We start from the raw sequence: 11669 nt of genomic DNA on the forward strand, positions 1-11669 counted from the left end.
TTACTTACCGCTGTTTGTCGTAGTTGGAATGCAGCTTGCCCAGCGCCTGCAGGTACGCTACGAGAGCATCGATCTCGTACTTACCGTTGACAGCGTCCTGTGCGCCAGCGATCTGTTCGTCCGCGAACGGTACGCCCAGCTTGCGCAGTGCTTCCATCTTCTTGGCTGTATCCTTGCCGGACAGGCGGTTTTCGAACAGCCACGGGTAAGCCGGCATCTTGGACTCCGGTACGACGTCACGCGGGTCATACAGGTGGGCGCGATGCCAGTCGTCGGAGTAGCGGCCGCCAACGCGGGCCAGATCCGGACCGGTACGCTTGGAGCCCCACAGGAACGGGTGTTCCCAAACGCCTTCGTCAGCGGTGGAGTAGTGGCCGTAACGCTCGGTTTCGGCGCGGAACGGACGGATCATCTGGGAGTGACAGACGTTGCAGCCTTCACGGATGTAGATGTCACGGCCTTCCAGCTCCAGTGCCGAATAGGTGCGCAGGCCGTCGATCGGTTTGGTGGTTGCGCTCTGGAAGAACAGCGGAACGATCTCCGCCAGGCCGCCGCCGCTGATCACCAGGATGATCAGCAGGATCATGAGGCCAATGTTCTTTTCAATCGTTTCGTGTTTGATCATCGTTATCTGCTCCTACGACCTTAAGCTGCCTGTGCGGAAGCGTCTGCTGCCGGCGCAGTGCTGTCTTTGCGAACGGTCTGCCATACGTTGTATGCCATCAGCAGCATACCGGTCAGGAAGAAGGCGCCGCCCAGGGCACGTACGAAGTAGCCCATGTGGCTCGCTTCCAGTGCTTCAACGAAGCTGTAGGTCAGGGTGCCGTCTTCGTTTACTGCACGCCACATCAGACCCTGCAGGATGCCGTTGACCCACATCGCGCAGATGTACAGTACGGTACCGATAGTCGCCAGCCAGAAGTGGGTGTTTACCAGGCCAACAGATGCCATCTGGGCCTTACCCCACAGGCGTGGGATCATGTGGTACACCGCACCGATGGAGATCATTGCAACCCAGCCCAGGGCGCCGGCGTGTACGTGACCAACGGTCCAGTCGGTGTAGTGGGACAGGGCGTTGACGGTCTTGATGGACATCATCGGGCCTTCGAAGGTGGACATGCCGTAGAAGGACAGGGATACCACCAGGAAGCGTAGAACCGGGTCGGTGCGCAGTTTGTGCCAGGCACCGGACAGCGTCATCATACCGTTGATCATGCCACCCCAGGACGGAGCCAGCAGGATCAGGGACATTACCATCGCAACGCTCTGGGTCCAGTCCGGCAGCGCGGTGTAGTGCAGGTGGTGGCCACCGGCCCACATGTAGGTGGCGATCAGTGCCCAGAAGTGCACGATGGACAGGCGGTAAGAGTAGATCGGGCGTTCAGCCTGCTTCGGTACGAAGTAGTACATCATGCCCAGGAAGCCCGCAGTCAGGAAGAAGCCTACCGCGTTGTGGCCGTACCACCACTGTACCATCGCATCCACGGCACCCGGGTAGACGGAGTAGGATTTCCAGAAGGTGACCGGCATCGCCATGCTGTTGACGATGTGCAGTACCGCTACGGTGATGATGAAGGCCATGTAGAACCAGTTACCCACATAGATGTGGGAGGTCTTGCGGTTCTTGACGGTGCCCAGGAACACCACGGCGTAGGCAACCCAGACCACGGTGATCAGCAGGTCGATCGGCCACTCCAGCTCGGCGTACTCCTTGGAGGAGGTGATGCCCAGCGGCAGGGTGATCGCTGCGGCCAGAATTACAGCCTGCCAACCCCAGAAAGTGAATGCCGCCAGCCCGTCGGAGAACAGGCGAACCTGGCAGGTACGCTGTACCACGTAGTAGGAGGTCGCGAACAGGGCGCAACCGCCGAAGGCGAAAATAACCGCGTTGGTATGCAGCGGACGCAGACGACCGTACGTCAGCCAGGGTATTTCAAAGTTGAGTTGTGGCCATACCAACTGTGAGGCGATCAGTACACCGACGGCCATGCCGACAATGCCCCAGATCACCGTCATGATGGCGAACTGGCGCACCACTTTATAGTTGTAGGTGGGGTGTTCAGTTGCTGTGCTCATGTCAGGCTCTCATCAACAAGCTAAGTTATGGAATGTAGAGTTTCGGGCGCCATTATCGTGAAATCAGCCTTTGGTTTCAATGTGATCCGGGCGTTTGGTGGGGCAAAATGTCGCATATGGAACAGCTTTTTCAGACCTTTCGGTCGGCCTTCTTTCGATATTTGTGTCTGACTCTTAACTTGTTGAATAATAAGGATAAATTAAGTGTTTTAGTAATTTTGGTGGTGGCTTTGTCCGCGCTTTAATTAAGCGAAAACCATACTTTTGGGGGAGCTTGTTGTGCGGGTGCGGTAACGCGTATTTCCGGTTTGCTTGATATAGATCAAATCGGCTTTTGTGTATCATCTCGCCCCGCTGTTTTGGTCGCGGAGAGCAATATGATTATCGATGGTCGGGCGGAAAATGGGCGGGTTGTTCTGGCCCATGGCGCAGGCGCCCCGATGGATACTGAGTTTATGACAAATATCGCCGCCGGATTGGCCGGGATCGGTTTGCAGGTGGTGCGCTTCGAGTTTCCGTACATGCAGAAGCGGCGTGAGGATGGCAAGAAGCGTCCGCCGGATCGGATGCCTAAGCTGCTGGAGGCGTTTCGTCAGGTGGTTGAGCAGCTGCCGCAGGATGGCTTGCCGCTCTGGCTGGCGGGCAAGTCGATGGGCGGCCGGGTCGCCACCATGCTGGCCGCCGACGGGGTTGGGCGGGGCGGCTGGGCGTTTGGCTATCCGTTCCATCCGCCGGGTAAGCCGGATAATCTGCGCATCGAACATTTGCAGTCGCCGGCCCGGGCGATTCACATCTTCCAGGGTAGTCGCGATACCATGGGCGATGAAACGGAAGTGGCGGGCTATCCGCTGGCGGACCGGGTGCAGCTGCACTGGTTGCCGGATGGCAATCATGACCTCAAGCCCCGCAAGGCTTCCGGCTACAGCCAGGAACAGCACCTGGCGACTGTTATCAGCCAGATCAAGGATATCATCGAGTGCAGAACATAACGCGGTTGCTGCTGCAGTGCCGGGCAGGATTTGAAAAAGAGGCGGCGGGCGAGATCAGCGATCGGCTGAGTGCGCTGGGAATCTACGGTTATTGCCAGCTACAGGATGACCAGGGCTATCTGCTGTTTATACCCCATGACCCGGGCGATGCCTGGCGGGCGGTACAGGAGCTGCAATTCGACGAGCTGGTCTTTGTCCGCCAATGGATGGCCTGTACCGATCTGCTGTCGTTGGCGCGCGACGACCGTATCGGTCAGTTGCAGGCGCAGATGGACGGCTGGCCCGGTTTCACCGAAGTATGGGTGGAGTATCCGGATACCACCGACGGGCGTGAACTGGCCGCATTCAGCCGGAAGTTCGGCTCGGCGCTGGCGCAGCAGTTCAAGCGGGATGGTCGTCTGCAGCGGCGGGCGCCGGGCGATGCATTGCGCTTGCAGCTGTTCGTGGTGAGCGGTGAACAGATCTACCTGGGAGTGGTGCCGCCGGCAAACTCTGCGCCCTGGTTGCAGGGGATTCCGCGCTTGAAGTTTCCCAAGGATGCGCCCAGTCGCTCGACCCTGAAGCTGGAGGAAGCCTGGCACTGGTTCCTGCCGAGCGCCGAATGGGAGCGGCGTCTGGCTGCCGGCGGCACGGCGGTCGACCTGGGTGCGGCGCCCGGTGGTTGGACCTGGCAGCTGGTCCGGCGGGGGATGTTCGTGACGGCGGTCGATAATGGGCCGATGAACGACGATCTGATGGCTACCGGGCAGGTGGAGCACTGTCGCGAAGACGGCTACCTGTATCGGCCAGACAAGCCGGTTGACTGGATGGTTTGCGATATGGTCGACAAGCCGGCCCGCACCGCGGCGATGGTGGTGGAGTGGGCGCTGAACGGCTGGTGCCGGGAAGCGATCTTCAACCTTAAATTGCCGATGAAGCAGCGCTACAAGGAAACCGCCAGCTGCCTGCAGCTCATCGACGAGGCGTTGGTGGAGCAGGGATTGCCCTATGAACTGCGTGCCAAGCAGTTGTATCACGACCGCGAAGAGGTGACCTGCCACCTGCGGTTGCTCTGAGGCAACCCGTGGCCGGGGCGTGGCTGAATTTTATCGGGGGGCGGCTGGCTCGTTGGCCGCCCCCTGATGAATGGCGGCGGTCAGTGCTCCAGGATGGTGACCTTTTCCTCGCTTTCCAGCATCGGCATCAGCTGGTCCAGCATCTCCTGGCGCTCCGGCGAGCGGGCCCAGCGTTGCCAGTCCTGAATGGTGCGGTAGGTCGCCAGCACCACCCGGTGGTTTGGGTCCTCGGTGTTGTGCAAAGCTTCACCGGTGATGAAGCCGTGTGCCTGCATCGCTTTCTGCAATGTTTCCCGGGCTGTCTTTTCGTAATGTTCCGCCAGACCATCGGCGATATGGCGTTCGATCAATACACGAATCATCAGTGTGCTCCTTACTGACTGTGCCACGCAGATGCCTTAATCATGGCGTAACTGCCGTAGAAATGCGACATCGGCCTGAGCGGTCGGGTTTTTCGCTGGCGCTGGCGCTGGCGCTGGCGCTGGTGGTGTTGCTGGCGCCTGATCGGGGTGGCGACTGGCGCTTCCGCTCCCTTGTCGAATTTGCGACAATAGCGCTGATTTTGAGTACAGGTACTTTGCGTTGGATATCCAAGTCGATTATGAAATGGACGCCTGCGGGCTCTATTGTCCGGAACCGGTGATGATGCTGCACAACCGCGTACGCGATATGGTCGCGGGTGAGGTGTTGCGGGTCATTGCCACCGACCCTTCGACCCAGCGGGATATTCCCAAATTCTGCGCTTTCCTCGGCCACGAGTTGCTGGACCAGGCGGCAGCGGACGATCGGTTTGAATATCTGATTCGCAAAGGTAGCTGAGCAGTAATGAATTCTTCGATTGAGCGTGATACCGCGGCAACTTTTCAGTTGATCGATCAGCTGGACCAGATGTTGACGGAACGGGAACAGCGCCAGCAAACAAGGGCCACCAAGGTGAGCGAAACCCCCAGCAACACCCCCAGCACCAGTAAGTCCAAGTCCAAAAACCGCGCGGCCAACATGGCGGCTCTGCAGCAGTTGATGGACGCCTACCCGAGCGTGTTCGATCGCAACAACATGCGGCCGCTGAAAATTGGCATTCAGGAGGACCTGATCGCCGATGAGAAGGTCGCCAAGAACAAGATCAAGCGCGCCCTGGCCAGCTATGTGCGTTCATTGAACTATATCCGTTCGATCCGTGAAGGTGTCGAGCGGATCGACATCAATGGTCAGCCGGCCGGCCTGGTGACGGCCGAAGAGGCGCTGCACGCCAAGAACAAGCTGCGCGATATCAACAAGCAGCGTCGCCAGCAACAGGTTGAGCGCGAACGCGAAGAGCGGATGAGCAACAAGCTCGAGCAGCTGCTGGAGAAAAACCGCAAGGATTGATCTTTATCTTGCCGGCTGTCTGCTTGAAGCAGAGTGCGGGAGCCCATATATCCGCAGTATATCGAACAAGGGCTCCCGTATGACTGATACTACCCACCTTAGCTGTCCCCACTGTCTGACCACCAATCGCGTACCCAGCGAGCGTCTTTCCCAGCGGCCCAATTGCGGGCGCTGCAGGCAGCCGCTGTTGACCGGCAAGCCACTGGCGTTGGAAGAGGCCGGCTTTGGTAAGCTGATTGCGAATACCGATCTGCCAGTTGTGGTGGACTTCTGGGCCGACTGGTGCGGCCCCTGCAAGATGATGGCGCCGATCTTTGCCGAAGCGGCCGCCCGGCTGACGACCGAGGCGGTGCTGGTCAAGATCGATACCGAGCAGGCGCAGTCGCTGGCGACACGCTATGCCATCCGCAGCATCCCTTCACTGCTGATCTTTCGAAACGGTCGGGAAGTGGCACGCCAGGCGGGCGTGATGGAGTTGAATCAGCTGCTGAGCTGGCTGCGTGCGCACTCAGCCTGATGCATCAGGAGCGAGACGGCATCAGGCCGCACTGGCCGAGTTGTTGCTGCCAGAGTTCTACGTGGCGGCGGCGGGCCTGCTCGTAATCACGCCAGAGTTTGCTGTGCGGTGATAGCACCGCCTCGCGGTACGCGGATAGCAGGTCGCTGTGCGCCAGCTGCTCGAGCAGTTGTTGTTGCTGCTGTAGCCAGCGCTGTCCGCTGCGGTGCAGCAGTGCCATGTAGGGCTGTACCTCGCCGGCATAAAATTTTATGAACACCCGGTGCAGGATCTTGGCCTGTGGTGTACTGCGGCCGAGCGGGCACAGTGCGCGCTGTTCCAGTCGGGCCTGCAGGGCGTCGCTGCCGCGCTCCAGGGTCTCGGTCAGCAGGCGTAAGCCGCTGAGCCAGCGGGCGCCGAAGCGGTTGTTGTTCAATATCTGGTAATCCCGCTCGATCTGTTCCAGGAACGCCGGTAGCTGCCAGCCATCGTCGCGGTGGATCAGCCGGGCCAGCTGTTCGAAGCGCTTCAGGCCGTCCAGCACCGGGCCGATACCGCCGTCATCGGCGGGTGCCAGCGGTGGCTCGCCGAGGGCGAAGTTAGCCTCCATCTCCGGCGCGTTGTAGAACGCGTTCCAAGCCACGTTGTCCAGATTGCGCTTTTTCAGCTGGTAGATTTCGTCCAGTTGCTGGCGCAGTTCCGCTGCGGCGTCTTCCGGCAGTTCCGTGCGACAGTCGCGGATCGCGGTAAAGAAGCGCAATTCATAGACCAGTTTCTTCGATACCGGCATCACCCGGCCGAGCGAGCTGTTGCGTTCGGCAATCAAGCCGAGCAGGTTGTTGCAGTGTCGCAGCCTGAGGGTATCTACCAGTCCTTCGCGGAGCTCCAGTTCCGGTCGCAACCGCTCGCGGCGTGGCGGGTAGGCGGCTGTTGGCGGCAGTTGGCGCAGGTCTTTATCGATCGACTGCTCGGTCGCGTTGCCGAGCCGATATAGATAGTTTTCCAGCATCGCCCGGCTTGGCTCCTGGCTGCAGCCGGCCAGGGCCAGCAGAAGCAGCAGAATCAGGCCGAGGCGGGCAGAGGGGGTGAGCGGCGGGTAATGATCAGCAGGCGGCATAACAGCAGTATAGCGCCGGCGCTTAGGCCGATGACCAGTGCGATCCAGAAGCCGGCCGGACCCATTGCCGGACGCAGCAGGTCTGTCAGGCCGAGCAGGTAGCCGGTCGGCAGGCCGATCACCCAGTAGGCGACGAATACCAGTGTCAGAGGGACAAAGGTATCCTTGTAGCCGCGCAAAGCGCCGGCACAGGCCACCTGAATGGCGTCGGAAAACTGGAACAGGGCGGCGATGCCGAGTAGCCCCGCGGCCAGCTCGATCAGCTGTGCTTCGCTGGTATACCAGCCGGCGATGAACTCGGGCAGGCCCAGCATCAGGCTCGAAGAACAGAGTGCGCACAGCAGGGTCAGCTGCAACCCGGTAAATGCGGCGAAGCGGGCGCCTGCCCGGTCGTTGCGGCCGAGCAGCTGGCCGACCCTGATGGTGATCGCCATCGAGATGCTCAATGGCACCATGAAGGTCATACCGGTAAAACTCAGCGTGATCTGGTGGCTGGCGATGGCGGTCTCACCCTGGCTGGCCAGCAGCAGGGCGATCACCGAAAACATGCTCGACTCCATCAGCAGTGCGCTGCCGATCGGGATGCCCAGTTTCAGGAATGGCCAGAGTGCGGCCGGGTCGGGGCGGCGCAGTCGCCCGAATGGCGACAGCGGTTGGAACAGCGTTGATCTTTTCAGGTAGAGGGTACCGCAAGCCAGCATGATCCACATCACCAGCGCGGTAGCCCAGCCGCAGCCGACGCCACCCATCGCCGGCAGTCCCAATTTTCCGTAGATCAGCACATAGTTCAGCGGAATGTTACAGAGCAGGCCGAGCACCGCGATCTTCATGATCGGTCGCGTCTGGCCGAATCCTTCGCTATAGCTACGAATAACCTGGTAGAGCAGGATCGCCGGGAAACCCCAGGCGATCGCCTTCAGGTAGTCGTTGGTCTTGGCGGCTAGCGCCGGTTCGACCTGCATCAGCTGCAGGACCGGGGCGCAGTTGTTCAGCAGCAACCAGGCCAGGGCGCCGAGTGCCAGGGCGATCCAGCTGCCCTGGTGCAGGGTGTGGACGCTGGCCCGGGTTTGGTCGGCGCCGACCTGGTGGGCGACCAGCGGGGTGGTGGCCATCAGGATGCCCTGCAGCGCCAGGAACAGCGGCAGCCAGAGGCTGGACCCCAGTGCCACGGCGGCCAGGTCCTGGGCGCCGACCTGGCCGGCCATCAGGGTGTCGACGAAGCCCATGGCGGCGTAGGCCAACTGGGCGATCATGATCGGGCCGCCGAGGGCGAACAGTAGCCGGGCTTCGGCAAGACGGTTGGTTTTCAAGCGGGCAACAACTTTAGCTGTAATGGTTGAACAACGGCCGGCCGCTGCGGATCCCTTTCTCGCGGGTCCAGTCAATATTGTCGGACATCATTCAGGGGCACGGGCAGGCGAACAGGCTAGCATAGAGGCGCACGCTGGCCGGCGCAATGCCGGTTTGGCCGTTGGTCGTCTGTCGCCGGGCTCAGTAGTCGAGTTCCATATCCTCGCGCACCTGTTTGGCTTCCTGCTCCAGGCGCTGGAGCAGTGCCCGGTCGCTATCGGAGAGGCCGGGCTCGCGCAGTGCGAACTTGATCTGGCGCAGGGCGCGGTCCACGTTGCCGGTCAGCAGGAAATACTCGGTGCGTGCCTGGTGCACGCCAATCCGATCGTCGGCCAGGCCGTACATCTCTGCCAACTGGTAGTGGATCAGGCTGTCGGTGGGGCGTTTCAGCGCCAATGCCCGGTAAGTTTGCAATGCCGGCCGCGAATGGCCTGCCTGGTGTAGGGCTTCGGCATAGCGCTGCTCAATCGGATAGTGGTCCGGGTACAGCTTGCGTAGCTGTTCCAGCTCACTCAATGCGGCCTCATGCCGTCGTTCCGCCAGTGCCTGTTCGGCACGGGTCAGGCGGATCAGCCAGTGTGTTTTCATGCTGTCATTCAGCTGCTGGTAGGCTTGGTTGGCCTGTTCGAACCGGCGGGCTGTCACGGCGGTGGTGAATACACTGTACAGAAGTTGCTGGCGCTGTTGCGGCTGGTTGCTCTCCTTGAGCTGTCCCTGCAGGCGGGCCAGCAGCTGCTCCGGGTTGTCGCTGTGGTAGGCGACGACGCGCGGTTTGACCAGGCTGAAGCTGAGGCTGTCGCCGCTGATCGTCCCCCGGCTGCGACCGAGCTGTGCGGCACGGCCGGCGGAATCGGCAATGCGGGCTTCGGTGACCGGGTGGGTGGTCAGAAACTCCGGCGGCCGGGAGGCGAAGCGGTAGGCTTCCAGCAGGCGACCGAACATCGCCGGCATCGCGTCGGCGGGATAGCCGGCGGCGACCAGATTCTGCATGCCGATACGGTCGGCTTCGCGTTCGTTCTGGCGGCTGAACGCCAGCTGGGCGCGTTGGCTGGCGGCCAGCGTCGAGCTGAGCGCGGCACCACCGGCTTCACCGTCGGCGGCGGCCACCAGTAGGCTGGCCAGCAGGGCGGCGACCATGAAGGGCTGGTTGCGGCGCTGTTCCTCCAGTTGGGCGGCAAAGTGGCGCTGACTGAGGTGGGCCAGTTCGTGCGCCAGTACCGACGCCAGCTCCCCTTCAGTCTGGGCGGCCAGTAGCAGTCCGGAGTGTAGACCGATCACCCCGCCGGGAACCGCGAAGGCGTTGAAGGCGGGATTGTCGAGCACAAAAATCTCCAGTCGGTGATCGGTCAGCTCGCTCTGGGCGGCCAGTTTCCAGACCAGGCTTTCCAGGTACTGGCCGGTAACCGGGTCTGGCAGTTGCTTGGCCTGGCCGCGCAGGCTGCGTGCCCAGGCCCTGCCCAGCCGGTATTCCCGGTCCGGCGTCATACCGCCATAGGCACCTTCGTTAAGTTCCGGCAGATCGCCGACCGCTGGTCGGGCGAAGGAGAGAAGGGTCAATAAAATCAGAGAGATAATCGGTAATAACCGGTGCATCCAGAGGGTATCCGTCGGTCGCCGCTTCGGGGGATTTGGTATATAGTGCTTGACTTGTTTAATCAGGACAACCTTGTCGGAGTTGGACGTGTTATATGGCTGAAATTCAGATCGATCAGGTGCTGGATGCCAGTGGGTTGAGTTGCCCGCTGCCGCTGCTGAAAGCCAAACAGGCATTGAACGGACTTGCGGTGGGTCAGGTGCTGCAGGTGATCGCCACCGATGGCGGTTCGGTCCGTGACTTTAAGGCCTATACCGATCAGTCGGCCCATCAGCTGTTGGAGTCCTACACCGACCAGGATCGTTACATCTACATTATTCGCCGCGGTTGAGACCGGTTCGGAGCTGATGCGATGAAAGAGATCATCCGCAAGTGGATCGAGAGTTATTTCTCGGACGAAGAAGCGTTGCTGCTGTTCCTGTTGCTGGCGGTGGCCTTGGTCATCATCCTGACCATGGGGCAGACCCTGACCCCGGTGTTCGCCGGTATCATTCTGGCGTTTCTGATGCAGGGCGCGGTGGACTGGCTGGAGGAGAAACGGCTTCCTCATCTGTTGTCCGTATTGTTGGTGTTCAGCGGTTTCGTCAGCGCCCTGCTGGCGTTCCTGCTGGTGGTGATGCCGCGCGCCTGGAAGCAGTTGGTGGCATTGTTCAACGAGCTGCCACGCATGGCGTCGGAGCTGCAGTCGCTGCTGCTGTTGCTGCCCGAGCGCTATCCGGGGCTGGTGTCGGAGCAGCAGCTGCGCGAGCTGATCACCCTGGCCACCCAGGAGATTTCCAGCGCCGGCCAATGGGTGCTGACCTTCTCATTGAACTCGATTGGCAGTGTGGTGGTGCTGATGGTTTACCTGGTGCTGGTGCCGATCCTGGTGTTTTTCTTCCTGAAGGATGGCCGTCGACTGGCCAGTTGGTGGGCGTCATTCCTGCCGGAGCGGCGCGAGATGATGACCAAGGTCTGGCTGGAGATGGATGACCAGATCGCCAACTATATCCGCGGCAAGGCGATCGAGATCCTGATCGTCGGCGGGGTCAGTTACGTGGTGTTCGCGGTCTTCGGGCTGAACTATGCGGCGCTGCTGGGGATCATGGTCGGTCTGTCGGTGCTGATCCCCTACATCGGCGCCGCATTGGTGACCTTGCCGGTGGCGCTGATCGCTTTCCTGCAGTGGGGCTGGGGCAGCGAGTTCATGTACCTGATGATCGCCTACGCCATTATCCAGGCGCTGGACGGTAACGTACTGGTACCGCTGCTGTTCTCCGAGGCGGTCAACCTGCACCCGGTGTCGATTATCATTGCGGTGCTGGTATTTGGCGGTATCTGGGGCTTCTGGGGGGTGTTCTTCGCGATTCCGCTGGCAACCCTGATCAAGGCGATTCTCAGTGCCTGGCCGAAGGCGCACCGGATAGCGCCGCTCGCTGAGTCGTAGCGCTTGGTCGCCGTGTGGCCGGTCGCCGACAGGCCTAACTTAGGCTGTCGTTAAAAAATAAAAAAACCGCGCCAGGCGTAATGCCAGTCAGTTAAGCCAACTGACTGGCATTTTTCTTTCTCACGGGGTAGCGGCATGGGCAGCTCTTTAATGCCCGGGGATAACGCCGCTCTCGCCTTGTCGGCAACACGAAAGTGG

13 protein-coding genes are annotated in these 11669 nt (G+C 60.8%); 7 read left to right on the forward strand and 6 right to left on the reverse strand.

Annotated features, from left to right (window positions below; translation table 11 throughout):
• Nucleotides 1–4 precede the first annotated feature (4 nt).
• Both ccoO and ccoN read right to left on the reverse strand, forming a co-directional pair.
• A complete protein-coding gene (gene ccoO / locus K6T12_RS14505) occupies nt 5–625 on the reverse strand; it encodes a cytochrome-c oxidase, cbb3-type subunit II (protein WP_255611746.1) in 621 nt (206 codons plus the stop codon).
• A gap of 20 nt (nt 626–645) precedes the next feature.
• Complete coding sequence (gene ccoN / locus K6T12_RS14510) at nt 646–2076, reverse strand: cytochrome-c oxidase, cbb3-type subunit I (protein ID WP_222223589.1); 1431 nt, start codon at nt 2074–2076, stop codon at nt 646–648.
• 377 nt (nt 2077–2453) lie between these two features.
• Between ccoN and K6T12_RS14515 the strand changes: the two genes are divergently transcribed.
• Complete coding sequence (locus tag K6T12_RS14515; RefSeq protein ID WP_222223590.1) at nt 2454–3065, forward strand: alpha/beta fold hydrolase; 612 nt, start codon at nt 2454–2456, stop codon at nt 3063–3065.
• Nucleotides 3053–4120 carry a 23S rRNA (cytidine(2498)-2'-O)-methyltransferase RlmM gene (gene rlmM / locus K6T12_RS14520; protein WP_315853611.1) on the forward strand — a complete coding sequence of 356 codons (1068 nt, stop codon included), beginning with the start codon at nt 3053–3055 and terminating at the stop codon, nt 4118–4120. The genes K6T12_RS14515 and rlmM overlap by 13 nt, the downstream gene beginning before the upstream one ends.
• An 80-nt stretch (nt 4121–4200) precedes the next feature.
• On the opposite strand, the gene K6T12_RS14525 is transcribed toward rlmM, so the two are convergent.
• Complete coding sequence (locus K6T12_RS14525) at nt 4201–4482, reverse strand: antibiotic biosynthesis monooxygenase family protein (protein WP_222223591.1); 282 nt, start codon at nt 4480–4482, stop codon at nt 4201–4203.
• Between the two features lie 220 nt (nt 4483–4702).
• Here K6T12_RS14525 and tusA point away from each other — a divergent pair, with 220 nt between their 5' ends.
• The 3 genes from tusA to trxC all read left to right on the forward strand — a co-directional run bounded on the left by tusA (nt 4703) and on the right by trxC (nt 6005).
• On the forward strand, nt 4703–4939 hold the full coding sequence (gene tusA, locus K6T12_RS14530; RefSeq protein WP_255611748.1) for a sulfurtransferase TusA: 237 nt from the start codon (nt 4703–4705) through the stop codon (nt 4937–4939).
• A gap of 6 nt (nt 4940–4945) precedes the next feature.
• Complete coding sequence (locus K6T12_RS14535; RefSeq protein WP_255611749.1) at nt 4946–5488, forward strand: ProQ/FINO family protein; 543 nt, start codon at nt 4946–4948, stop codon at nt 5486–5488.
• Between the two features lie 79 nt (nt 5489–5567).
• On the forward strand, nt 5568–6005 hold the full coding sequence (gene trxC, locus K6T12_RS14540) for a thioredoxin TrxC (protein WP_222223592.1): 438 nt from the start codon (nt 5568–5570) through the stop codon (nt 6003–6005).
• Between the two features lie 4 nt (nt 6006–6009).
• Here trxC and K6T12_RS14545 read toward each other — a convergent pair whose 3' ends face one another.
• From K6T12_RS14545 to K6T12_RS14555, 3 genes are all read right to left on the reverse strand, one after another.
• Nucleotides 6010–7101: a DUF3080 family protein gene (locus tag K6T12_RS14545; protein ID WP_255611750.1), complete on the reverse strand. Its 1092-nt coding sequence runs from the start codon at nt 7099–7101 to the stop codon at nt 6010–6012.
• A complete protein-coding gene (locus K6T12_RS14550; protein WP_255611751.1) occupies nt 7047–8411 on the reverse strand; it encodes an MATE family efflux transporter in 1365 nt (454 codons plus the stop codon). Before K6T12_RS14550 ends, K6T12_RS14545 begins: the two co-directional genes overlap by 55 nt.
• Nucleotides 8412–8592: 181 nt before the next feature.
• Nucleotides 8593–10044: a M48 family metalloprotease gene (locus tag K6T12_RS14555; protein ID WP_222223594.1), complete on the reverse strand. Its 1452-nt coding sequence runs from the start codon at nt 10042–10044 to the stop codon at nt 8593–8595.
• A 95-nt stretch (nt 10045–10139) separates the two neighbouring features.
• Here K6T12_RS14555 and K6T12_RS14560 point away from each other — a divergent pair, with 95 nt between their 5' ends.
• Together K6T12_RS14560 and K6T12_RS14565 are read left to right on the forward strand one after the other, a co-directional pair.
• The gene (locus K6T12_RS14560) at nt 10140–10376 is read left to right on the forward strand and encodes a sulfurtransferase TusA family protein (protein WP_222223595.1); all 237 of its coding nucleotides are present in this window, start codon (nt 10140–10142) and stop codon (nt 10374–10376) included.
• Nucleotides 10377–10397: 21 nt separating this feature from the next.
• The gene (locus K6T12_RS14565; protein WP_222223596.1) at nt 10398–11471 is read left to right on the forward strand and encodes an AI-2E family transporter; all 1074 of its coding nucleotides are present in this window, start codon (nt 10398–10400) and stop codon (nt 11469–11471) included.
• The last annotated feature ends 198 nt before the right edge of the window (nt 11472–11669 follow it).

Origin of the sequence: Marinobacterium arenosum (assembly GCF_019795155.1) — a bacterium.
Classification (GTDB): domain Bacteria; phylum Pseudomonadota; class Gammaproteobacteria; order Pseudomonadales; family Balneatricaceae; genus Marinobacterium_C; species Marinobacterium_C arenosum.